Origin of the sequence: Streptomyces sp. NPDC058683 (assembly GCF_042716195.1) — a bacterium.
GTDB lineage: Bacteria > Actinomycetota > Actinomycetes > Streptomycetales > Streptomycetaceae > Streptomyces.
This window is the reverse complement of record NZ_JBHXSK010000039.1, coordinates 82,397-105,704: the sequence shown is the minus strand read 5'-3', so window position 1 is coordinate 105,704 and position 23,308 is coordinate 82,397. Positions and strand designations below refer to the sequence as shown.

The 23,308-nt window shown below is 71.5% G+C and carries 20 protein-coding genes and 1 pseudogene; 15 read left to right on the top strand and 6 right to left on the bottom strand.

Annotated elements, in window-relative coordinates; translation table 11 throughout:
* Positions 1 to 22 precede the first annotated feature (22 nt).
* Positions 23 to 3,667: an ATP-binding cassette domain-containing protein gene (locus ACFWXC_RS35785; RefSeq protein ID WP_384485328.1), complete on the top strand. Its 3,645-nt coding sequence runs from the start codon at positions 23 to 25 to the stop codon at positions 3,665 to 3,667.
* 332 nt (positions 3,668 to 3,999) lie between these two features.
* Here ACFWXC_RS35785 and ACFWXC_RS35780 read toward each other — a convergent pair whose 3' ends face one another.
* Complete coding sequence (locus ACFWXC_RS35780) at positions 4,000 to 4,581, bottom strand: HD domain-containing protein (protein ID WP_384485326.1); 582 nt, start codon at positions 4,579 to 4,581, stop codon at positions 4,000 to 4,002.
* 81 nt (positions 4,582 to 4,662) lie between these two features.
* On the opposite strand from ACFWXC_RS35780, the pseudogene ACFWXC_RS35775 reads away from it, so the two are divergent.
* Positions 4,663 to 5,145, top strand: a pseudogene (locus ACFWXC_RS35775) (helix-turn-helix domain-containing protein); the annotation flags it as partial.
* Between the two features lie 102 nt (positions 5,146 to 5,247).
* Here ACFWXC_RS35775 and ACFWXC_RS35770 read toward each other — a convergent pair.
* Complete coding sequence (locus tag ACFWXC_RS35770) at positions 5,248 to 5,445, bottom strand: ferredoxin (RefSeq protein WP_384485324.1); 198 nt, start codon at positions 5,443 to 5,445, stop codon at positions 5,248 to 5,250.
* A gap of 104 nt (positions 5,446 to 5,549) precedes the next feature.
* Here ACFWXC_RS35770 and ACFWXC_RS35765 point away from each other — a divergent pair, with 104 nt between their 5' ends.
* From ACFWXC_RS35765 to ACFWXC_RS35735, 7 genes are all read left to right on the top strand, one after another.
* Positions 5,550 to 6,770: an NAD(P)/FAD-dependent oxidoreductase gene (locus ACFWXC_RS35765; protein WP_384485322.1), complete on the top strand. Its 1,221-nt coding sequence runs from the start codon at positions 5,550 to 5,552 to the stop codon at positions 6,768 to 6,770.
* Between the two features lie 407 nt (positions 6,771 to 7,177).
* Positions 7,178 to 8,017, top strand: a complete 840-nt coding sequence (locus tag ACFWXC_RS35760) for a CoA transferase subunit A (protein WP_384485320.1) — start codon at positions 7,178 to 7,180, stop codon at positions 8,015 to 8,017.
* Between the two features lies 1 nt (position 8,018).
* The gene (locus ACFWXC_RS35755; protein ID WP_384485318.1) at positions 8,019 to 8,774 is read left to right on the top strand and encodes a CoA synthetase; all 756 of its coding nucleotides are present in this window, start codon (positions 8,019 to 8,021) and stop codon (positions 8,772 to 8,774) included.
* Between the two features lie 73 nt (positions 8,775 to 8,847).
* The gene (locus ACFWXC_RS35750; RefSeq protein ID WP_384485316.1) at positions 8,848 to 11,103 is read left to right on the top strand and encodes an acyl-CoA dehydrogenase family protein; all 2,256 of its coding nucleotides are present in this window, start codon (positions 8,848 to 8,850) and stop codon (positions 11,101 to 11,103) included.
* 46 nt (positions 11,104 to 11,149) lie between these two features.
* Positions 11,150 to 11,911, top strand: a complete 762-nt coding sequence (locus ACFWXC_RS35745; RefSeq protein ID WP_384485314.1) for an SDR family NAD(P)-dependent oxidoreductase — start codon at positions 11,150 to 11,152, stop codon at positions 11,909 to 11,911.
* Positions 11,912 to 11,972: 61 nt separating this feature from the next.
* Entirely contained in the window at positions 11,973 to 13,160 is a 1,188-nt protein-coding gene (locus ACFWXC_RS35740; protein ID WP_384485312.1) for a CaiB/BaiF CoA transferase family protein, read from the top strand.
* A gap of 188 nt (positions 13,161 to 13,348) precedes the next feature.
* Positions 13,349 to 14,095 (top strand): SDR family NAD(P)-dependent oxidoreductase, encoded by a 747-nt coding sequence (locus tag ACFWXC_RS35735; RefSeq protein ID WP_384485310.1) that lies wholly within the window; start codon positions 13,349 to 13,351, stop codon positions 14,093 to 14,095.
* A 33-nt stretch (positions 14,096 to 14,128) separates the two neighbouring features.
* Here the strand turns inward: ACFWXC_RS35735 and ACFWXC_RS35730 are convergent, their stop codons facing one another.
* From ACFWXC_RS35730 to ACFWXC_RS35715, 4 genes are all read right to left on the bottom strand, one after another.
* Positions 14,129 to 14,908: an enoyl-CoA hydratase-related protein gene (locus ACFWXC_RS35730; RefSeq protein ID WP_384485308.1), complete on the bottom strand. Its 780-nt coding sequence runs from the start codon at positions 14,906 to 14,908 to the stop codon at positions 14,129 to 14,131.
* The gene (locus ACFWXC_RS35725) at positions 14,905 to 15,402 is read right to left on the bottom strand and encodes a MaoC/PaaZ C-terminal domain-containing protein (protein WP_384485306.1); all 498 of its coding nucleotides are present in this window, start codon (positions 15,400 to 15,402) and stop codon (positions 14,905 to 14,907) included. The genes ACFWXC_RS35730 and ACFWXC_RS35725 overlap by 4 nt, the downstream gene beginning before the upstream one ends.
* Positions 15,399 to 16,208, bottom strand: a complete 810-nt coding sequence (locus ACFWXC_RS35720) for an enoyl-CoA hydratase/isomerase family protein (RefSeq protein ID WP_384485304.1) — start codon at positions 16,206 to 16,208, stop codon at positions 15,399 to 15,401. The genes ACFWXC_RS35725 and ACFWXC_RS35720 overlap by 4 nt, the downstream gene beginning before the upstream one ends.
* Before the next feature lie 61 nt (positions 16,209 to 16,269).
* Positions 16,270 to 17,457, bottom strand: a complete 1,188-nt coding sequence (locus tag ACFWXC_RS35715; RefSeq protein ID WP_384485302.1) for a CaiB/BaiF CoA transferase family protein — start codon at positions 17,455 to 17,457, stop codon at positions 16,270 to 16,272.
* A 307-nt stretch (positions 17,458 to 17,764) separates the two neighbouring features.
* Between ACFWXC_RS35715 and ACFWXC_RS35710 the strand changes: the two genes are divergently transcribed.
* The 6 genes from ACFWXC_RS35710 to ACFWXC_RS35685 all read left to right on the top strand — a co-directional run bounded on the left by ACFWXC_RS35710 (position 17,765) and on the right by ACFWXC_RS35685 (position 23,302).
* Positions 17,765 to 18,214 (top strand): MaoC family dehydratase N-terminal domain-containing protein, encoded by a 450-nt coding sequence (locus ACFWXC_RS35710; protein ID WP_384485300.1) that lies wholly within the window; start codon positions 17,765 to 17,767, stop codon positions 18,212 to 18,214.
* Positions 18,211 to 18,645 (top strand): MaoC/PaaZ C-terminal domain-containing protein, encoded by a 435-nt coding sequence (locus ACFWXC_RS35705; RefSeq protein WP_384485298.1) that lies wholly within the window; start codon positions 18,211 to 18,213, stop codon positions 18,643 to 18,645. The genes ACFWXC_RS35710 and ACFWXC_RS35705 overlap by 4 nt, the downstream gene beginning before the upstream one ends.
* Positions 18,642 to 19,799 carry an acyl-CoA dehydrogenase family protein gene (locus ACFWXC_RS35700; protein ID WP_384485296.1) on the top strand — a complete coding sequence of 386 codons (1,158 nt, stop codon included), beginning with the start codon at positions 18,642 to 18,644 and terminating at the stop codon, positions 19,797 to 19,799. Before ACFWXC_RS35705 ends, ACFWXC_RS35700 begins: the two co-directional genes overlap by 4 nt.
* Before the next feature lie 101 nt (positions 19,800 to 19,900).
* Positions 19,901 to 20,668, top strand: a complete 768-nt coding sequence (locus tag ACFWXC_RS35695) for an SDR family oxidoreductase (protein ID WP_384485294.1) — start codon at positions 19,901 to 19,903, stop codon at positions 20,666 to 20,668.
* The gene (locus ACFWXC_RS35690) at positions 20,659 to 21,858 is read left to right on the top strand and encodes an acyl-CoA dehydrogenase family protein (RefSeq protein WP_384485356.1); all 1,200 of its coding nucleotides are present in this window, start codon (positions 20,659 to 20,661) and stop codon (positions 21,856 to 21,858) included. The genes ACFWXC_RS35695 and ACFWXC_RS35690 overlap by 10 nt, the downstream gene beginning before the upstream one ends.
* A 40-nt stretch (positions 21,859 to 21,898) precedes the next feature.
* Positions 21,899 to 23,302 (top strand): OB-fold domain-containing protein, encoded by a 1,404-nt coding sequence (locus tag ACFWXC_RS35685; protein WP_384485292.1) that lies wholly within the window; start codon positions 21,899 to 21,901, stop codon positions 23,300 to 23,302.
* Positions 23,303 to 23,308 lie beyond the last annotated feature (6 nt).

Genomic DNA, 23,308 nt, shown 5'->3' with positions numbered 1-23,308 from the left:
GCATTCGGCACAGGAGCAATCAATGTTGGGCTACGTATTCGCCGGTCTGGTGCTCGGAGGGATCTACGCGATCTCGGCTGCCAGCATCGTCGTCACCTACGTCTCCGCGGGCGTGCTGAACTTCGCCTTCGGCTCGATCGCCTTCTTCATCGCCCGGTTCTACTACTTCCTCAACGTCCAGCAGGGCTGGCCGGTCGCACCGGCCGCCGTCGTGGCCATCTGCGTGGTCGGCCCGCTGCTCGGCGTGGCGTTCCACTACCTGCTGTTCCGGTTCCTCACCCAGGCAAGCTCGCTGACCAAGGTCGCCTCGACCATCGGCCTGTCGGTGGCCATCACGGCCGCCTCCGAACTCGTCTTCGGGAACAAGGCGATCCTCACCTCGCCCGGCCTCGCCCCGAAGCCGGTGCAGGTCTACCACTTCGCCGGTGCCACGGTCACCCTCGACCAGATCATCGCGTACGCCTGCATCGTCGTCGTGCTCGCCGTCGGCACCTACGTGCTGCGCCGCACCGGGGTAGGTCTGATGGTGCGTTCCACCGTCGACTCCGAGGCCCTGACCTCGCTGTCCGGCATCAGCCCGGCACGGGTGGCCGTCGGCGTGTGGACGGCGAGCACGTTCCTCGCGGGTCTGGCCGGCGTGCTGGCCGCACCGATCCTCAACGTCAGCTCCGTCGACAACTACACGCTGCTCACCGCCTCGGCCTTCGCCGCGGTCGTCGCCGCGAGGCTGCGCAGCCTGCCGCTCGCCGTCGGCGTCGGCGTCCTCATGGGGATCGTCGGCTCCCTGCTCCAGTGGCTGCTGCCCGCCTCCAGCAAGTGGACCGCCGACGTCATCTCCAGCATCCCCTTCGCGATGGTGCTCGTCTTCCTGCTGGTCTACTCCTGGCGGGGCTCGGTCGGCCGGGAACGCACGGGCGGCAGCCTGGACCGCGCCACCGCCACGGCACCGGGGACCGCCGCCCCGGGAGCGGCCGGGACGGTCCGCCGCGGCGGACCGCTCGCCGTACGCGCGGCCACCGGCCTGGCCGGGCTCGTCCCGCGGAACCTGTTCCTGACCGTCGCGGCCGTCCTTCCCCTGCTCCTGACCGGCTACCGCGTCGGACTGGTCGCCGAGGCCCTCGCCATGGGCATCGTCTTCCTCTCCTACACGCTGCTCACGGGCGAGGCCGGCCTGATCTCGCTCTGCCAGATCAGCTTCGCCGGCGTCGGCGCGCTGACCACCGGCCAGGTGGCGACCGTCTTCCACCTCCCCGTCCTGCTGGGCGTGCTGATCGGCGGTCTGCTGGCCGGCGTGGGCGGCCTCGTCGTGGGCGCCCTGACGGTCCGGATGGGCAACCTCTACGTCGCCCTGGTCACCCTCACCGTGGGCCTGTTCCTGTCCTCCGTGGTCTTCACCGCCGACCGGTTCGTCCAGTTCGGCGTCGGCGTCACGGTCGACCGGCCGGGATTCGCCTCGGACGACCGGGCCTTCTCCTACTTCATGCTCGCCATGTTCGTCGTGGCCGGCCTGGTCATCGCCGCCGTCCGCCGCTCGACGACCGGCCTGGCGCTCGGGGCACTGCGCTCGTCGGAGACGGGCGCACGCGCCACGGGCGTGAGCGTCCTGCGGATGAAGACCGCCGTCTTCATGGTGGCCGCCATGCTGGCCGGCTTCGGCGGCGGCTTCCTCGCCATCTACAACGGGTCGGCGCTGCCGAGCTCCTACAGCACCATCGCCGGCCTCGTGTGGTTCGCGGTCCTGGTCACCAACGGCACCCGTACGAACAACGCCGCACTCGCCTCCGGCCTGTTCTTCGTCTTCCTGCCGGACATCTTCAGCTCCTATCTGCCGGTCCGTCTCGGCCCGGTGCCCGACCTGCTGTTCGGCGTCGGCGCCGTGCTGCTGGCCCGCAACCCCGAGGGCGTCATCACGCTCAACGGCCGCCAGCTGCGGGGCGCCGGCCGTGCACTGCTGCGCAGGCTGCGCCCGCAGACACGGCAGGACGACACGGCGCGACCGGCCGTCCCGGCGGCCCGGCCGGCCCTCCCCACGGCGGAGCCTGCCCCCACGCCCGTGCCCATGGCCGTGGCGGATCCGACGCGGACCGTGCTCTCGGCGCGGGGCGTGTCGGTCCGTTTCGGTGGCCTGAAGGCCCTGCAGAACGTGGACATCGACGTGCCCGCCGGCACGGTCGTGGGCCTGCTGGGCCCCAACGGCGCGGGCAAGTCGACCCTGCTCGGCGTGCTGTCGGGCAACGTCCACGCACAGGAGGGCACCGTCCTGCTCGCCGGGGAAGAGGTGTCCGGCATGACCCCGCAGGGCCGGGTCCGCCACGGGCTGGCCCGCACCTTCCAGCATCCCGAACTCTCCGGTGACCTCACCGTGCGCGACCACCTCCTGCTCGCCCACCGCCTGGACGAGAAGCCCTCGCGGTCCTGGAGCGACCCGTTCACCGGCCGCCACCTGCGCACCGAACCCGGCGAGCTGACCGCCGTCGAACAGATCCTCGGCCTGCTCGGCCTCGCCGACGCGGCGGACCTTCCGGTGGCCGGACTGCCGCTGGGCATGTGCCGCCTCGTGGAGATCGGCCGGGCCCTGGCCACCGGCCCCCGGGCCGTCCTGCTCGACGAGCCCTTCTCGGGGCTCAACGCGGGCGAGTCGCGGGTCCTGGCCGAGGCCCTCGCCCGGATCGTCGCCACGCGCGGCATATCGATGCTGCTCGTCGAGCACGACGTCGAGATCGTGTTCGGCCTCTCCAGCCGGGTCTACGTCCTCGACTTCGGGCAGCTGATCGCCCAGGGCACGCCCGCCGAGATCCGTGCGGACGAGACCGTGCGCTCGGCCTACCTGGGCGAGGTCGAAGCCGTCCCGGAACCCGGCCCGCGGGCGGCGGCGACCACCAGGAAGCCCGTGGCGGGCACCGCACGGGCCCGGACGACGTCGAGCAGCGAGCCCGTCCTGCGGATCGAGGACCTCGCCGTCGACTACGGCAACGCCACGGCCGTCCGCGGAGTATCCCTGTCGGTGCCGGGGAACGCGGTGACGGCCCTGCTCGGGGCCAACGGCGCCGGCAAGAGCACGCTCGCCCGCGCGGTCTGCGGACTGGTCCCCGCGCGCTCCGGCCGGATCGTCTTCGACGGCACCGACATCACGGGCCTGCCCGCCCACCGCATCCGGCGGCTCGGCTTGGCCCATCTGCCCGAGGGACGAGGGGTGTTCCCCGCGCTGACGGTGGCGGAGAACCTGCGCATCGCCGTGCAGACGGCGCCCAAGGCGGAACGGGCGCAGGCGACGGACCGGGCGATGGAGCTGTTCCCGATCCTCGCCGACCGGCGCACCCAAATCGCCGGCACCATGTCGGGAGGCCAGCAGCAGATGCTGTCGCTGGCCCGTATCCTCGCCCATCTGCCGCGCCTGGTCATCGCCGACGAGATCTCGCTGGGGCTCGCCCCGCTCGTCGTGGACGAGGTGTTCGAGGGCCTGCAGCGGGCCATCGACATGGGTGTCTCGCTCATCGTCATCGAGCAGTTCGTCCACCGCGCGCTGCAGATCGCCGACGAGTGCCACATCCTGCGCAGGGGCCGAGTCGTCTGGAGCGGCGCCGCGGCCGACGCGCGAGGAGACGTCTTCGACCACTATCTCGGCAACACCGGCCAGGACAGGGAGCCGGTGGCGGAGACCGCCTGACGAGGACGTCCTCCCGGACGGTCAGGAGGCCGGGAACAGAAGGCCGGAAGCCGGGACGACGGTGGACACACGGCAGCGCGACCGCTCACCGTCGTCCGGGGCCGGCGACCAGGGCGCGAACCCCACCACCGGTGCGGGCCGACGCAATGGCCTTGGCCGGTCCTGCCGGCGCAACCGCCCTGGCCGGTCCGGCCCAGGCGGCGCCGCGGTCGGCGCCGTGGGCCCGGGCGGCGGAGTTGATTCGGGGCTTGGCGTTGAGTCCGGCCACGACCGATCGAAGCGCCCGGCTCTCGGTCGACTCGTGTGTACCGCCGGGCTGCCTCTGGCTCTCGTCAGCCGCCTGCTTGCCTGAGCAGGTCAGCCGCGATGGAGAAGGGCGGCGCCGCCTTCGGAGACTTTCGGGCGTGCTTGACGATGGCCGCCTGAAGCGAGCGGTCATCGGGCGACCGCGGGTAGGCGAGACGCACGGGCTCCTGCAGTTCGGGGGAAAGCTCGGTGAAGCGGCCACCGTCGGTGAAGACGCCCTTGTGGGTCAGGTAGGTCAGCAGGCCCATGCGGTCGGCGAGGCCGAGCGAGCTGTGCAGGGCGATGGCTTCCCAGACCCGGCTGATGTCACCGTCAGGGACCCCGTGCTCAGCCAGCAGCTTTGCGGCGAGGTCCGCGCCTTCGACCTCGAATCGGGCATGGCCCCCGGCAAGCGTCCCCAGCCCGAGGTCGTGCATGACCGTGGCTGCGAACAGCAGGTCCTCGTCGTATGCCGCATCGGTCAGCAGGCCTTCTTGCTGAGCGGTCAGCCGTGCGAAGTAGAAACTGCGCAGGCTGTGTTCGGCAATCTGCTGGTCCACCGTCTCGTGCAGGATCGCGAGGGCTGCCTCGGCGATGTCGCCGGTTGGTACAACCAGAGGATCGTTCATGGTCAGAACCTAAGCTGCCGCCGCCGTCCACAGACAGTGGCCCGTGGGCCTTGCTCCGCTACGATTGGGCCATCATCTCCGATGATGCGGCCGTGTCTCTGCGTCACCACGTTGCGTACTGAGCCTGCCCGGTGTGCTGCCGCTCGAGCTGGGCATCGCGGCGCAGATCTTCTCGATGGACCCGAACTACGAGCTGACGGTTTCGACGTACGAGCAGGTCGTGCCCGTGGCCCGCACAGGGTTCTCCGCCACCGGTGCGGCCGGCCCAGCAGCCAGGAACTCGCCACCGTCCGGGACTGGATGCTCGACAACATGGCAGCGACGATCACCGTCGACGATCTCGCCGCACGTGCCCACATGGCTCGGCGCACCTTGGTCCGCCGCTTTCGCAACGAGACCGGGACCTCACCCATGGCCTGGCTGACCGACGCACGCATCGACCGCGCGCGCGAACCGCTGGAAGCCACCACAGAGCCCATCGAGCGGATCGGGCGACTGACCGGACTCGGGAATCCGGCGTCTGTGCGCGCAGCCTTCCACCGACGTGTCGGCACCTCGCCCCAGGAGTACCGCGCTCTGTTCCGGCAGGAGGTGCGAGCGGACGTGACCTCACGCCGTCACCCACCTGACCTCTTGAACCCGACCGGAACGGCTCGACGAACAGCATCAGGAATCGATGCTGATGGCCCCCGCCGGACAGCCGCGGACGGACCCTTCGACCTTCGCGCGGCGCTCGTCGGGCACCTCGTGAACGGCGACGGTCGCGCAGCCGTCGTCGTCCATCTCGAAGACGGCCGGGTTGTCGAGGATGCACAGGCCATGGCCTTCGCAGGCGTCACGGTCGATTCGTGCGGTGAAGGGCACGGCATCCTCCTTTATGTATGCAAAAATGTTTTCACGAGTTACGGTATGCGGCGGGCCGGGACGCGTCAACAACCCAGCCGCCGGTCGAGGTGAGGGAGGTCGTCGTGGCGCACAAGGTGGTTGTCGTGGGCTCGTCGGTGGCGGGCATCCGCACGGCGCAGGCCCTGACGGCCGAAGCGGACGCCGATGTCGCCGTCACCGTGATAGGCGAGGAGGCGGAGTGGCCGTACGACCGCCCGCCGCTCTCCAAGCAGATACTCGCCGGGGCGTGGGACCGTGAACGCATCGCCCTGCTCGGCGAGGCGGACGCGACGGCGGCCGGGATCGAGCTGCGGCTCGGCGTGGCGGCGGCGGGCCTGGACACGACCGCGCGCAGGGTGAAACTGGCCGACGGCAGCGTCGTCGGCTACGACACGCTCGTGATCGCGACCGGCCTCTCCGCCCGCCCTTCGCCCTGGCGACCGGAGTCGGGTGTACATCTGCTGCGCACGCTCGCGGACAGCACGAACCTGAAGCAGCACCTCCTGCCGGGCTCTTCCGTCGTCGTGATCGGCGGCGGGTTCATCGGGGCGGAGGCGGCGGCCGCCGCACGCACCGCCGGATGCGAGGTGACCGTGGTGGACCCCGTGGCGGTCCCGATGGCCCGGGTCGCCGGGCCCGTGCTCGGCGGACTCCTGTCGCAGGTGCACGCGCGACACGGGGTGGACGCCCGCTTCGGGGTCGGGGTCCGCTCGGTGACAGGCGCGGCCGGCGATCTCACCGTGGCCCTGGACGACGGCACGCGGCTGCGGGCCGCGACGGTGGTCGTCGGTATCGGCGCGACACCCAACGTCGGATGGCTCGCGGACAGCGGCCTGACCATCGACGACGGTGTGGTGTGCGACGAGTACCTGGCGGCGGTCGGTGCGCCCGGCGTGTACGCGGTCGGAGACGTGGCCCGTTGGCCGCATCCGGTGCTCGGCACGCTGGTGCGCTCCGAGCACTGGACGAACGCCATCGACCAGGCCCGCTGTGCCGCGCTCAACATCACTCATCCCGATGCCCGGGTGCCGTACCAACCGAGCGACTACGTCTGGTCCGACCAGTACGACTGGAAGCTCCAGCTCATCGGACGGCCTCTGGACGGCGGCCAGGAGGCCCTGGTCGGAGACCTGGAGGCGCAGCGGCCCCGGGCCGCCCTCCTGCACACCGACGCCGCCGGGAGACTGTGTGCAGCGGCGGTGGTCAACTGGCCGAAGGCGCTGCTCCAGTGCCGCCGGATGATCGCCGAGGGGGCGAGCCTGGACCAGGCGCGGGAGCGGCTGGCGGCGCCGCCCCGGACCTGAGGCAGATCCCGCCCCGGGGCGCGGGACCTGTGTCCGCGCGGCGCGGTCAGTGGCTCGGACCGCCTGTACTGCATACAGAAACGAGTCCATTGCGCCTCGCGTCGCCTACCCCGGCTGTGTGTCGTACCGGTCCCGCCCGGCGCGCTTGACGGGAAATTCCTCGCTGACCAGCGAAGACTCGATCCCTTTCTGTGCCTCACTGGAGTTCCTGTGCCGCGTCGATCTGTCGGTCGCGGCCCTTCCCGTCATCTGGAATGTCGCCTAAAATGAATGCAGATTTGCCGAAGGTTCCAAGCCTCCGGCATGCCGCTGGGGGCACGGGCGCTCTGTATCCCGCCGTTTCGGCCGACGGGTGAGACGAAGGCCGGCAGTGACCCGGCCCGGACCGAAGGGCTGCACCGCATCCAATGTCGATCATCAGCCTGCCCGATGTGGAGCACCGTCTGCGCGACGTCAGCAGCGTCGCGCTCGGCGGGATGCTGCTGGAGAACCGCCCCGGCACCCTGGTGCGCGCCCTGCTCCGGGCCGGCACCACCGGCCTGTTCCTGTGCTCCGCGCCCGCCGCCTCCTGGGACGCCGACGTCCTGATCGGGGCGGGCCGCGTGAGCACGGTACGTATCCCGCACATCTCCCTGGCGAGCCTGGGACTGGCACCGTGCACACGGCGGGCCGCGGAGGACGGCTCCGTCACGTTCGAGGACTGCGACGAGGCACTCCTCCTCGGCGGGTACCTCGCGGCCGACCACGACGCCGCCCTCCAAGTCCTCGACCACATGGGCACCAACGACCTCGTCGACGACAACCCGTTGACCGTGACATCCGGCGGCCTCACCGGCGCCGCACCGCTGCGGGTCGACGTGGCGCTGCTGCACGCCCCGCTCGGGGACGAGAACGGCAACCTGGTCCACTTCGGCAGCCGCTGGGCCGATGTGCTCATCGCCCGCGCGGCCCGGTATGTCGTCGCCCAGGTCGACAGGGTGATCAGCACCGCGGAAGCCGCGCGGCTCGGAGTCTCCGTCCCCGGGTACCTCGTCGACGACGTGGTGGAGACCCCGTTCGGAGCGCATCCGCTGGGCAGCGTCGGCTCCTACACCGCCGACCTCGAACATCTGCGCAGCTACCAGGCACAGGTCAGGTCGGGCGGCTTCTCCGACTACGTCGCACAGCACTGCGACGTCGATCACCACACCTATGTGGCCGGGCTGCCCGCAGCCCGGCTGCGGGAACTCGAACGGGCGGCGTGCTGAGATGACGGACACCACCGAACTGTCGCCCCGGGAGCGCATCAGCATCGCGATCTCGCGCGAACTCAAGGACGCCACGACCGTCCTGACCGGCGCCGCCTCCGCCGTACCGCTCGCGGCCTGCCTGCTGGCCCAGGCCACGCACGCGCCGCGGCTGACCGTGCTCGGAGCCGGCGTCTATGTCAATCCGCGCCGCCTGGTCCCGGAGTTCACCGCCGGCTGGGACTGCAAGCCGGTCGCGATCGGCGACATGAGCGACGTCTTCGCCCTCACCGAACTCGGCATCGACGTCATGTTCTACGGGGGCATGCAGATCGACCGGTACGGCTGTGTGAACCTGCACTGGGTGAACACCCCGTCGGGACGCCTGCGCGGACCGGGGCTCGCCAACACCGGCCTGGGGCACACCGCCCGCAGCACGATCCTCTACACCGAGCGCCACGACCGGCGCACCCTGGTCGACCGGGTCGACTACGCCTCCGTCATCGGCCACTCCTACCGCGGCCGCGGCCGGACGGAACTCGGGTTGCCCAACGCGGGACCGACGGCCCTGCTCACCCCCGACCTCCTGTTCAGGCCCGCCGACGACGGGACGCTCACCCCCGACCTGGCGCTGCACCCGGTCGACTGGCACGACGTCGGGCAGCGCACCGGATGGCCGCTGCCCGCTACACCGCCCGCGGCCTTCACCCCGACCACCGAGGAGATCGCGCTGCTGCGCGGCTCGGTCGACCCCGGCGGGCTGCTCGCGGACCACTGACACGACCGGACGTCGCGGCAACCGGTCCCCGGCGCACCGACACCTCACCCACGGCAGGGAGCATCCGAGAGACATGAGTGATCACGGCAAGCCCCTCGGCTTCGAACCGATCGCACTCACCGGCACCGAACGCGCCCTCGTCACCGAGGTACGCGCGTTCGCCCGGGCCGCGCCCTTCCCGCCGTCCGCCGAGAGCCCGACACGCGGCGGTTTCTCGCGCGAGTTCAGCGCAGAGCTCGCCCGTCGCGGATGGGTGGGGATGACCATCCCGGCCGAGTACGGGGGAGCGGCCCGCTCGGGTGTGGAGCGCTGCCTGGTCATCTCCGAGCTGCTGGCCGCAGGCGCCCCGCTCGGCGCCCACTGGACCGCCGACCGGCAGACCGCCCCCAGCCTCCTGGCCAACGGCCCCGAGACGCTGCGCCGTGAACTCCTGCCGCTGATCGCCTCGGGACGATGTCTGATCGCGGGGGGGTTCAGCGAACCGGAGTCGGGCTCCGACCTCGCCTCGGTCCGTACCCGCGCCCAGAAGGTCGACGGCGGCTGGCGGATCACCGGGCGCAAGATCTGGACCACGGACGCCGACAAGGCCGACTACATCGAGATCCTGTGCCGCACGAGCGACTCGGCCGTCAAGCACGACGGCCTCAGCCTGATCGTCGTGCCGATGGACGCCGAGGGCCTGACCGTCCACCCGATCGAGGGCATGGACGGGGAACGGCACTTCAACGAGGTCGTCATCGACAACGTCTTCGCCGCCGACGACCGGCTGATCGGCAAGGAGGGCTCCGGCTGGGAGCAGCTGACCGCCGAACTCGCCCTGGAGCGCGCCGGCCCGGAGCGCTACCTGTCGACGTTCCCGTTGTTCGAGGCCTTCGTGCGGTCGCGGCGGCACGTCGCCGCACCGGAGCACAGCCACGACCTCATCGGCAGTGTGATCGCCCAGCAGATGGGCCTGCGGCTCATGTCCCTGTCGATCGCACGCATGGTCGACGACGGCCGTTCCCCCGTCGCCGAGGCGGCGATGGCCAAGGACCTCGGGACGGAACTGGAACAGCTCCTGGTCGACCAGCTGTGGGTCTACCGGTACGAGCGGATCGAGCCGGGACCCGCCGCCGACCGCCTCCACGAGTTCCTCGACATCAACCGGCTGCGCTCGGCGGTGTTCACCACGGCCGGCGGCACCAACGAGGTGCTGCGCCTCCTGGTGAGCAGGCAGCTCGGCTCGTGGGCCCGCTCGGGCCGGACCCGGGCGCTCGGCTCGCCGCTCGCCGAGACCGTGTACGAGCAGGCGTCCCGCATCGCGGCCGACCCCGATCCGGCCGTCCGGTCGGTGCCGCGCGACCGGGCCGACCCCGTATCGCTGCGCGTGTCCGACGAGTTGCGGACGACGGGCTACCTCGGCGTCTCGGTGCCGGAGGACCTCGGAGGCAGCGGCGGCTCCCTCTCCGACGCGTTGGAGATCGTACGGGGAACCGCCTACGCGGGGACGAGCACACCCGTCATCGAGGGCCCGGTCCAGGCGGGATGGCTGCTGGCCCGGGCGGGCATCACCTTCCCCTGGGCGGACGAACTGGCCGTCGTGGGCACGGGAACCGTACGCGTCACCGACGACGGGACGACGCTCACCGGCACCGTCGACGAGATCCGCTGGCCCGACCAGGCCACCACCCTCGTCGTGCCCGTCGAGCAGGACGGGAAGCTGCACGTCGCCACGGTGGCGCTGGCCGGCCTCGCCCGGCCCGCCACCGGAGCCGACACCGCGGGCGAACCGCTGGTGCGCGCCGTGCACCTCGACGGCGTCCCGGTACGGCAGTTGGTGCCCACCGGCCTCGACCACGCGGCGGGTATGGAGACCCTGGGCCGCCGCGCCGCACTCGCCCGGTCGGTCGCACTCTCCCGTGCCCTGCAGCGCACCGCAGAGATCGCGATCGAGTACGCCGCCCAGCGCAGCCAGTTCGGCCGGCCCATCAACAGGTTCCAGGCGGTGCAGGCCCACCTGACCCGCCTGGCGTCGGAGGCACAGCGCGTCGCCGTCCTCGTGGACGCCGCCCACGCGGCCCTCGGCGAGGACAGCGACCCGGCGCTCGACCTCGCCCTCGTCGCGGCCGCCCGCACCCTCAGCGGCACCGCGGCCATGACGGCCGGCCGGACCGCACACCAGGTGCACGGCGCGATCGGCGTGACGATGGAGTACGCGCTGCAGCGCTACACCCGCCGCCTGTGGGAATGGTCGGCCGCCGACGGCACCTCCGCCCACTGGGCCGGCCGTCTCGGCGCCCAGGCGGTCTCCGGCGACCTCGCCGCGTGGCAGCTGATCACCGGGATCTGACCGTCCCACCACCCGCACACCCCACCAGACAGGGAGCGCAGACCCCATGGAGTTCTCCGACAAGGTCGTCTTCGTCACGGCCGCCGCCGGCGCCGGGATCGGCCAGGCCGTCGCCCGCACGTTCGCCCGCGAGGGCGCGAAGGTCGTGATCAGCGACCAGCACGCCGGCCGCACCGAGTCGGTCGCCGCCGACATCGCCGAGGACACCGGCGCCGACGTCACGGGCGTCCCGCTCGACGTACGGGACGAAAGCCGGATCGACGAGGTCATGAACGGCGTCGTGGAGCAGCACGGCAAGCTCGACATCGTCGTGAACAACAGCGGCATCAACATGCTGGCGCCGCTGCACGAGATGCCCACCGAGACCTGGCAGACCGTGCTGGACGTGACCCTCACCGGGCCGTTCCTCGTGACCCGGCGCGCCCTGAACATCATGCGTGCCCAGGGCACCGGCGGCGCCATCGTCAACATGTCCTCGATCGCCGGCTGGATGCGTACCGCGGAGGGCGAGGCGCACTACGCGTCGGCGAAGGCGGGCATCATGGGCTTCACCCGTGCCGCGGCGATGGAGGCCGCGCCCCACGGGATCCGCGTCAACGCGGTCGCCCCCGGCCTTGCCTGGAACCCGTTCCTCGGCAAGATCTACGGCGACGAGTACGTGGACGAGATGGCCCGCCAGACCCCGCTGGGCCGCGTCGGACAGCCCCAGGACATCGCCAACGCCGTCGCGTTCCTCGCCGGCGAGAAGGCCGGCTTCATCACCGGTGAGGTCCTGTGCGTCTCGGGCGGCTACCACCTGCACACCTGACCGTCCACGCACCGGCGCCCCCGGCCCTTTCGAACCGCCGACAGCACTGAGGCAGCTCCCTATGACACAACCCCTGGACGGCATCAAGGTCGTCGACCTGACACAGATCGCCTCCGGCCCCTACGCGACCTCGATGCTCGGCGACTTCGGCGCGGACGTCATCAAGATCGAACCCCCGTCGGGCGACCCGCTGCGCCGCATCGACAACACGTTCGGGCCGGGGGAGAGTGCCTACGCGTACAGTGTCAACCGCAGCAAACGCGCGATGGCCCTCGACCTCAAGACCGCCGCCGGATTCGGCGTCCTGGAACGGATGCTGGCAGACGCGGACGTGCTCGCCGTGTCGATGCGCCCCTCCGCCGCGGCCCGGCTCGGCGTCGACTACGCGTCGTTGGCCGAACTCCACCCGAGGCTGGTCTACTGCTCGATCACCGGGTACGGCGAGAGCGGCCCGCTGGCCGGCCGGCCCGGCATGGACCTGATCGCCCAGGCCCGCGGCGGCGTCATGGGCACCTCGGGCGAACCGGGGCGCACCCCGGTGAAAGTGGGCCCAGCGGTCGGCGACTTCCTGTGCTCCTACCTCGCGATGAACGCGATCCTGCTGGGACTCAGGGTCCGCGACCGGGACGGAACCGGCCAGCAGGTGAGCGTCAACCTCCTCGACGGGCAGGTGTCCCTGCTGGCGAACCTGTCCGTGGCCTACCACCGCACCGGGGTGCCCTACCGGCCGATGGGCGGCGCCCAGACCAACATCGTGCCCTACCAGGTGTTCGCGACGGCCGACGGCTGGATGGTCGTGGCGTGCCTGACCGAGAAGTTCTGGATCAACCTCTGCCACGCGCTCGCGCGCGAGGACCTGCGGGCCGACCCTCGGTACGCGACCAACGCCGACCGCGTGCGCAACCGGAACGACCTGGTCCCCGAACTCGAACGGGCCTTCGCCGCGCGGCCGACCGCGTACTGGGTCCCGCTGCTGGACGCCGGGGACGTGCCGTGCAGTCCGGTGAACCGGCTGGAGGAGGTGTTCGAGGATCCCCAGGTGGTGAACAACGACATGCGGCTGGTCCTCGACCATCCGGTCCACGGCGAGATCGTCACCGTGAACAACCCCGTCCACCTCTCCCGCACACCGGCCCGGCCGTGGGGCTATCCGCCCGCCGTCGGGGAGCACAGCGACGAAGTACTCACCGAACTCGGCTATGACGCGGAGGCGATCCGCGCACTGCGCGAGGCGGGCGCCGTCACCTGACCCGCCGGCGGCTCGTGGCGGTCCGGCCCGAGCCGGACCGCAGGCGCGGGGGAGCGGACCGCACGGCGGACCCGCGTCGATTTCGCCCGGCTTGCGAGGCCTAGTGTGGTGCTCATGTGGTCCCCGGGGCTGTCGCGGACCACGGCCCGCGAGCGCGAGCGGGTGGTTCGCACGATGGAGGTGGTCCGATGAAGGCGCTGGTGACCGGTGGGACGAGCGGGCTGGGGTTGGCCATGGCCTCCGCCCTGGCGACGTCGGGAGCGACGGTCGTGCTGACCGGCCGTTCCGGCGAGCGTGCGAGCGAGGTCGCCGCCGGCCTCCCGGGCGCGACCGGCATCGGGCTGGACGTGCGGGACGAAGCGTCGGTGGAGAAGGCCGTCGACGAGGCCTGGCAGCGGCTCGGCGGCGTCGACCTGCTGGTGAACAACGCCGGGATCGGCATGCGCACGGTCAACCCGCGCTTCATGACGGACCCCCAGGGCTTCTGGGAGGTGCCGGCCGACGGCTTCCGCGCGGTCATCGAGACCAACCTGACCGGCTACTTCCTGATGGCGAAGGCGGTCACGAAGCGGATGCTGGCCGCCGGCGGTCACGGCCGCATCGTCAACATCTCGATGAACCATACGACCATGCGACTGCCCGGGTTCGTCCCGTACGGGCCGTCGCGGGCCGGCAGCGAGGCGCTCTCCCGGATCATGGCCGCCGACCTGCGGGACACGGACATCCGGGTCAACCTGCTGCTGCCCGGCGGGGGGACGCACACGGGGATGATCCCTTCCGGCGCGGTGCCCGAGGGACATACGCTCCTGGAGTCCTCGGTGATGGGCCCGCCCATCGTCTGGCTGGCGTCCGACGACGCGGCCGACGTGCACGACGAGCGCATCGTCGCCGCCGAATTCGACAGCTGGCTGCGGGACAGGAACAGCGGGCGCTGAGAACAGCACCTGGCCGCCGCCCGCACAGCCTGCTCAGCTGCCGGTGAACACCGGCGGGCGCTTCTCCCGGCGCGCGGCCAGCGCCTCGCGGGCATCGTCGGTGCGCGCGAGGCGCAGCGTGTACTGCTGCTCGACCGCGTATCCCTCCTGCACCGGTAGCGGTTCGGCGGCGTCCAGGGCGGCCTTGCCCAGGCGCAGCGCCACGGGACTCTTGGCCGCGATGCCCCGGGCGCGCTCCAGCGCGGCCCGAGCCAGCTCCGCACCGGTGTCGTACACGGCGTCGAGGAAGCCGTAGCGCAGGGCTTCCTCGCTGGTCAGCGGTGCGGCGGTGAAGAACATCCGACGGACGACGCCCTGCGGCAGATGCCGCATCAGGTGCCGGCCGCCGCCACACCGCCCGACGTCCACCTCGGGCAGGACGAAGGCGGCCCGCCGCGATCCAATCCGCATGTCGCAGCAGGACGCGATGACCGCTCCGGCGCCGATCGCCGGGCCGTCCACCACGGCGATGCTCGGCTGCGGCAGCGCCAGCAGCTGCCCGAAGACGCGGCGGGCCAGCTCCTGGCGCCGTACGTCGGCCTCCTCCGCTGCCGGACCGGTGAGGCCGGCCAGCTCCGTGACGTCCGCGCCGGCACAGAACGCCCTGCCGCTCGCGGACCGCAGGACGAGCACGTTCACCGTGTCGTCGCCGGCCACCTGCTCCAGCGCGGCGGCGATCTCCCCGTAGAAGGCGGACGACAGGGCGTTGACCGGGGCGCGGTCCAGGGTCATCACCGCGACGTGGTCCCCGGTGTCGACATGGACATCGCTCATGAGGCGTCCCTGGGCCGGGCCGCGACGAGCAGCGCCCACTCGCTGTCCAGTACGACGACGTCGTCCTGGTTGACCGCGCGCCGCCGCTCGGTGACCAGGCCGCGGGTGCGGCTCGCGGTGTACTCGGCCTTGACGAAGGTCAGCTCGATGCGGAGCGTGTCGCCGATCCGGGTCGGGGCGGGCCAGCGGCACGACATGCCGGTCATGCCGAGCAGGGAGGGCTGCAGGCCCTGCAGCACCGGCAGCCGGGTCGTCATGCCGGACGCCATCGACAGCACGAGCAGCCCGTGCGCGATGCGCCCGCCGAACGACGTCGCGGCCGCGGCGTGGGCGTCGACGTGCAGCGCGTTCCAGTCGCCCGACAGGCCGGCGAAGCCGACGACGTCGGCCTCGGTGACGGTCCGGCCGGACGTGACGAACGTCCGGTCGAGCGGCACGTCCTCGAAGTAGAGACGGTCGTCGCCGACGAGACCGGCGTGCTCCTCCGGGCTCATACCTGCGTCCCGCGGTTCGACGGGAACTTCGGCGCGCGCTTCTCCCGCATCGCCTGGTAGCCCTCGCGGGCGTCGTCGCTGAAGAACTGCAGCATCTCCAGCGCCAGGGCGTTCTCGAAGATCGGCGTGGCGTGCCGGATCCAGTGGTTGAGGGTGCGCTTGGTGGCGGCGGTGGCGTGCCGGGGGCCGGCGGCCAGCTTGGCGGCGACCCGCAGCGCCTCGGGCAGTACCTCGTCGGCCGGGGCGCACTTGCTGACCAGGCCGATGCGTTCGGCCTCGATGCCGTCGACGAAGTCGTTGGTCAGCAGGTAGTAGCGGGCCTTGGCCATGCCGCACAGCAGCGGCCAGATGAAGGCCGCGTGGTCGCCGGCGGCCACGCCGATCTTGTGGTGGCCGTCGGTGAACCGGGCGGTCTCCGACATGATGCTGATGTCCGCGGTGAGCGCGACGGCGAGACCCGCACCCACGGCGGTGCCATTGATCGCGGAGATCACCGGCTTGCTGATGTCGGTGATGTTGTGGACGAGGTCGGCCGCTTCCTTGAACAGCCGGGAGACGACCTGGTAGCTGCCCAGCGTCGCCTCGACCATCTCGAAGTCGCCGCCCGCCGAGAAGGCCTTGCCCTCCCCGGTGATGACGACGGCGCGGCAGTCGTCGTCCTTGTCGACGTCCAGCCACACCTGGCTGAGCTCCGTGTGCAGCGGCGCGTTCATCGCGTTCAGCCGGTCCGGACGGTTGATCTTGATCAGCAGGACACCGTCGTCCGGGTAGTCGAAGGTGAGGTGACGGTACGAGGACCAGTCCATGAGCACTCCTTGAGACGTGGGTGCGTATCGCGGCAGCCGGCCGGCCGGGGCCGCGGCACGGTCAGCGGTCGGGCGTGGTGTCGGCCTGGCGGACGACGCCGGAGGCGATCAGGGCATCGATCTCCGCGTCGCCGAGCCCGTGTTCGGACAGCACCTCACGGCTGTGCCCGCCGAGCGCCGGAGTCGGCGTGAGACGGCCGCGGTCGGCGAAGCGGTCGAGGACGGCCGGCCATTCGGCGATGCGCGGGTGCTCGTCGTCCGGCGTGTCGTAGACCATGCCGCGCGCCCGGAAATGCGGGTCCCGGGCCGCCTCGTGCAGGTCGTTGACCGGTGCCACGGGCACGTCGTGGAGCACGAGGAGGTCCATGAGCGCGTCCCGGGTGAACTCGGACACCCGCTCCCGCAGCGGCTTGTCGATCCGGTCGATGAGCCGGCGCCGGTCCTGGTAGGCGGCGAACTCCGCGCCCGCGAACAGGTCGAGGCCGAGCGCGCGGACGAGGCGCTGCCAGAAGTGGTCCTCCAGCGCGCCGATGCTGACATAGCGGCCGTCGGCGGTGAGGTAGACGCCGTAACCGGGACGCACCAGCGCCGCGGACGTGGACGGTTCGCTGAGCGCTTCGGCGATCCGCGGTTCCATGAGCGCCAGAGTGCAGTCCGCCATGCCGATGTCCAGGTGGCACGCGGTGAACACGCCGGGGTCGCGCTGCTTCTCGAGCAGGGCGAGGACGATCGCGAGCACCGAGTACACCGAGGTGCCCATGTCGGCCACCGGCAGGGTGGTGGGTACGTAGTCGGCCGCGTAGTACGCCTGCGGAGCCGGGATGGCGCCGGTGTGGGCGAGGTACTGGAAGTCGTGGCCGGGCAGGTCACGGTACGGCCCGGTGGCGCCGTACCCGGATATGGAGACGTAGACGAGGCGCGGGTTCGTCTCGGTGAGCTTCTCGAAGCCCAGGCCGAGCCGCTCCATCACGCCGGGCCGGTAGCCCTCCACGAGGACGTCGGCCGAAGCGACCAGCCGCAGGAGGGCTGCCCGGCCCTCGGGTGCCTTCAGGTCGATCGACAGGTCGCGCTTGCCGCGGTTCTCCGCGGCGAACATCACCGGGCGGTGCCGCAGCCGGTCGCCGGAGTCAGGACGCTCCACCTTGATGACATCGGCTCCCAGACCGGCGAGCAGACGGGTGGCGTAGGGGCCCGGCACCTGTTCGGACAGATCGACGACGCGGATGCCGGCCAGTACCGCCTGTGCCAATGGATGCCTCCAGGGACTCGATGAGTTCCGGTGATCCCCGGCGCCCGTCAAGGGCACGGCAGCCGCGTAGTTCTGGTGCGGCGACGGCGCGGCCCGCGGCGCGAGGGGGGCGTGTGCAGAGCGTTGATCGCAGAAGGGATCGTACTCACTAACGTGGTAGGTAGCAATTATCTCTCCTGAGTTCCGATTACTCGGTCATCTTCACTACGTATGCAGTGACTATCAGCTGTGACCCTCCTCTTGTTCTGCCGACAGGAGACAGTGTATGCATTAGTGGATGTATTTCTTAAGGGAAGGGGACGGGCCGGTGCCACGTCAGTCGATCGTGGGGGAGCGGCTTCCCGGTTTCGATGTCGTCGTCGAGCGCGGCCCGCTGCGGTTCTTCGCGCGCACGATCGGCGACCTGCGCCCCGTGTGCCACGACGTCGCCGCCGCCCGGGGAGCCGGCCACCCGGACCTGCTCGTGCCGCCCACGTACCTGTTCAGCCTGGAGATGGGCCGGCCCGATCCGTACCACGCGCTCGGCGTGCTCGGCGCCGGCCTGTCGAGCGCGCTGCATGCCGGTGAGACGTTCACCTACCACCGGCCGTGCTTCGCCGGGGACCGGCTCCACTTCGACCTCGGCATCACCGGCTACACCGAGAAACGCGAAGGCCGGCTCGGGCTCCTGGAGCGCACGGCATCCGTGACACGGGACGGCGAGCCGGTCGCGGAACTGGTCAACGTCCTCGCCATCAGATGGGACACCGCCGCATGACGGACCTGGAGACCCTCGCGGTGGGCGATGAGCTGCCCCCGCTGGTGCTGCCCCCGATCAGCCGGACCACGCTCGCCCTGTTCGCCGGTTCCTCGGGCGACCACAACCCCCTCCACATCGACATCGACGCCGCCCGCGCGGCCGGCGAGTCCGACGTCTTCGCGCACGGCATGCTGTCGATGGCCTACCTGGGAGCCCTGCTCACCTCGCACCTCGCGCAGACGCAACTGCACACCTGGACGGTCCGGTTCGTCGCCAGGACCCCGGTCCACGCGCAGGTCACCTGCCGGGGCACCGTCCGCGAGATCCACGAGGAGGACGGCCGGCGCACGGTCGTCCTCGACGTCGCCGCCGCTCTCGCGGACGGCACCACCACAGTGCGCGGCTCCGCGACCTTCCGCACCGATCCCACGACCGAGGCCGGGACATGAACGACTACGTATCTCCCTGGATGACCGACGAGCTGAAGGCACTGCGCGACGTGGCACGCCAGTTCTTCGAGCGTGAGGCCGCGCCGCGGATGGCCGAGTGGTCCGAACAGCGCTACGTCGACCGCGACTTCTGGCTGAAGGCCGGCGAACTCGGCCTGCTGTGTCCCACCGTGCCCGAGGAGTACGGCGGCCCCGGCGGGAACATCCTGCACCAGGTCGTGATCACCCAGGAACAGTCACGGGCGGTCGAGAAGGGCTGGGGCAACAACGTCCACAGCGGCGTCGTCACCGACTACATCCTCAGGTACGGCACCGAGGAACAGCGTCTGAAGTGGCTCCCGCAGATGGTCGAGGGCAGGACCATCGGCGCGATCGCGATGACCGAGCCGGGCGCCGGCAGCGACGTGCGCGCCATGACGGGCAGGGCGCGCCGCGAGGGCGACGAGTACGTCGTCGACGCGGCGAAGACCTTCATCACCAACGGCCGGACCGCCGACCTGGTCATCGTCGCAGTCAAGGTGGAGAACCCTCAGGACACCGCCGCCGCCGATCCCAAAGCGATCACGCTCATCGCGGTCGAGGCCGACCGGCCCGGCTTCTCCCGGGGCGCGCCGCTGCGCAAGATCGGCCAGCACGCCGCCGACACCTCCGAACTGTTCTTCACCGACTGCCGCGTGCCGGTCGCCAACCGCATCGGCGCCGAGGGTGCCGGCTTCCCCGCGCTGATGACGCAGATGCCGCAGGAACGGCTCATCCTCGCCGTCAACGCCGTCGTGCAGACCGAGAAGGCCGTCCGGCTGACCCTGGAGTACACCAAGGACCGCAAGGTCTTCGGCAAGCCGCTGTACCAGCAGCAGAACACCCGGTTCGTGCTCGCCGAATGCGCCACGCTCGCCAAGGCCGCCCGGCTCTTCCTCGACCACTGCATCGTCGCGATCGGCGCGGGCCGCCTCGACAACGAGACCGCCGCGATGGCCAAGTGGTGGCTGTCCGACGTGCAGTGCAAGGTCCTCGACGAGTGCGTGCAACTCTTCGGCGGCTACGGCTACATGGAGGAGTACCCGATCGCGCGGATGTACGCCGACGCCCGCGTCCAGAAGGTCTACGGCGGCGCGAACGAGATCATGAAGGAGATCATCGCGCGCACCCTCTAGCCGGCCGCCCGTCGCCCCCGCGGCGGCGGACACCCCGCCGGCACGACGTCATCCACGAAGTTCTCGGCAGAGAAGTTCTCAGCAGAGTGAGGGGAAGCGCGATGTCACGTCGCCTCAGCGACCTGCGGGACCAGGTCGCACTGATCACCGGCGGCGCCGGCGGCCTCGGCAGCGAGACCGCCCACTGGCTCGCGGCGGCCGGAGCGCAGGTCGTCGTCGCCGACGTCAGTGCCGAAGCGCTCGAACGAGCGGTGGCCGGCTGCGCCGAGACGGTGCCGGCGGCCAAGCCGGTGGAGTCCCTGCTCCTGGACGTGACGGACTCCGCGGCGGTCCGTGCCGCCGTCACCGGCATCGAACAGCGCCACGGCCGCCTGGACATCCTGGTCACCAGCCACGGATTCCCGCGCGACCGCCGCCTGACCGAGCTGACCGACGAGGAATGGTCCGACGTCATCGACGTCTGCCTGACCGGAACCTTCTTCTGCGTCCGCGAAGCGGCACGGCTGATGACCGCCCAGGGCTACGGCCGTATCGTCACGCTCGCCTCCCGCGCCTGGCAGGGCAACCCCGGCCAGGCCAACTACTCGGCGGCCAAGGCCGGAGTGGTCGGCCTGACCAAGTCGGTCGCCAAGGAGCTGGGCCGCAAGGGCGTCACCGCGAACGCCATCGCGCCGGGCCTGATCGAGACGGCGTCGCTGCGCGGCCTGGAGACCTTCGAGGCGATCGCCGAGCGGGCGGTGAAGGCGAACAGCATCAAGCGCCTGGGCGAGCCGAGCGACATCGCCGCCGCCGTCCTCTACCTCACCTCACCCGAGGCCGGGTTCCTCACCGGCGAGGTCGTGCACGTCTCCGGGGGGCGATTCAGCTGACCACGACCACCGCCACCGAGGCCGGCGACAAGGACCTGCCCGGCCACTGGGCCCTCCTCGACGAGGAGACCCGGGCCCTGCTGCGGCGCGCCCGCGCCTACCTGGACGGCGTCGCACCGCTGATCCCGGCCGCCGAAAGGGACCGCACCTTCCCGACGGAGATCGTGCCCGGCCTGCTCGACGTCGGCTTCGTCCGCGGCGCGATCCCGGTCGCCGACGGCGGACTGGGCCTGTCGCATCTGGCGAGCGCCCTGCTGATGGAGGAGGCAGGACGCTGCTGGGGAAGTATCCGCACCACGGCCAACATCCTCACGCTGGTGGCCGAACTCCTCTCCATGGCGGGCACCGACGAGCAGAAGGAGCGGTTCCTCCGGCCACTGCTGGCGGGCCGGCGACCGGGCTGGTTCGCGATCACCGAGCCCGACGCCGGTTCGGACGCCACCGCCCTGTCCACCAGGGCGGAACGCCTGCCGGACGGCTCCTGGCGGCTCACCGGCCGCAAGGCGTACATCACCAACGCCGATCACGGCGACTTCGGCATCGTGCTCGCCACCGTCGACCCGGACCTCGGGTCCCGTGGCGTCACCGCGTTCCTGGTCGAACGCGCCGACGGATATCGCGCGGTCGACCGCCCGCACCTGCCGGTGCGCTCCGTGACCTGCTGCGACGTCGAGCTGGACGGGGTCGTGGTCCCGGCCGCGAACGTACTCGGCGAGATCGGACGCGGCCTGTCCCTCGCGATGCGCGCCGTCAACGCCGGCCGCCTCAACGTGAGCGCCGGCTGCACCGGACTGGCCCAGGCGGCCCTGGAGGCGGCGACCGACCACGCACGGCACCGCCACCAGTTCGGCCGGCCCCTGGCCGGGTTCCAGCTGGTACAGCAACTCGTCGTCGACATCGCCGTACGCACCCGGGCGGCCCGCCAGATGTACCAGTCGGCCGCACGGCTGCTGGACGCCGGCCACCAGGCCCGCACCGAGTGCGCCATGGCCAAGTACTACTGCTCGGAGGCCGCCAACGCCGCCGCCACCAGCGCGGTCCAGGTCTTCGGCGCCGCGGGACTGATGGACGGCAGCGTCCCCGAGAGGCTGTTCCGCGACGCCCGCGAAGCGACCATCCCCGAGGGCACCTCGCAGATCCAGATCCTGGGGATCGGCAAGGAACTACTGGGCGTCTCCGCCCTGCGCTAGGCGGGTTTCCCGCGCGTCGACAACGAAGGAAGGCAGGCGCGTGACCGGCATCGTCAAGTACCACTGCTACGTCCCGCAGTACCGGCTGCGGCGATCGGAGATCGCGGCGGCCCTGGGCGCGGACGCCTCCGGTGAACGCAGCGTCGCCGGATACGACGAGGACACCACCACGCTCGGTGTCGCGGCCGCGCTCCCCGTGGTGCGGGGCCGTACGGAGTCCGTGGGCAGCCTCTGGTTCGCCACCTCCGACCCGGTCTACGCGGACAAGACCAACGCGACCACCGTGCACGCCGCCCTCGACCTGCCCCCCGACATCACCGCCGTCGACCTCGGCGCGAACCTGCGCTCGGGCATCACGGCACTGCTCGCGGCGGCCCGCGACGGCGGCCTGGCCGTCCTCGCCGACCTCCGCGGCGGACCCGTCGGCGGCGCCGACGAACGCGGCGGCGGCGACGCCTCGGCGGCCTACCTGTTCGGCGCCGACGGCACACTCGCCGACCTCACCCACACCGCCTCCGCGACCGCCGAGTTCATCGACCGGTGGCGCACCCCCGGCTCCGGCGACGCCCACACCTGGGAGGAACGCTTCGGCGAACAGCGGTACGCCGAACTCGCCGACCAGCTGCTGGTCACCCTGGCCAAGCAGGGCCTGGACCTGGACGGCATCGACCGCTTCGCCGTCGCCGGCCTCAACCCGCGAGCCGTACGCACCGTGGGCGCCGCGATCCGCCGCACCACCGGCGCCCGGCAGCAGGGAGCCGACCTCGCCGACGCCGTCGGCAACACCGGAACGGCCCATGCCGGCCTGCTGCTCGCCGACCTCCTGGACGCGGCCGGACCGGGCGAACACCTGCTGCTGGTCTCCCTCGCCGACGGCGCCGACGCGATCGTCCTGCGGGCCGCCGACAGCATCGCGGAGCTGCGCGGGCGCCCGGTGCGCGACCGGATCGGCGACGGCGTGACGATCACCTACCCCCAGTACCTGCTGTGGCGCCGGCGCGTCGAGGGCGAGCGCCCCCGCCGCCCCGAACCGGACCGCCCCTCCGCGCCCTACGCCTGGCGCAACCGCCGCTACAAGCTCTCCCTGTCCGGCGGGCGGTGCCGTGCGTGCGGCGCCGTGCAGTACCCGCTGCCCACGGTCTGCTACCGGTGCCGGCACACCGACGCGTTCGATCCGGTGAGCGCGGGCGGCGAGACCGCTCGCGTCGTCACCTTCACCGTCGACCGTCTCGCGTTCTCCCCGAGCCCCCCGCTGGTCAGCGCCGTCGTGGCCTTCGAGGGCGGCGGACGGCTCCAGTGCGAACTGACCGACGTCCGACGCCCGATCTGGGTCGGCGACGAGGTCGTCCCCACCTTCCGGCGCGGCGGAACCGTCGACGGCATCCACAACTACGTCTGGAAGTCGCGCCCGCGCCGCGACCCGTCCACGGACGACGAGAGCTAGGAGAGC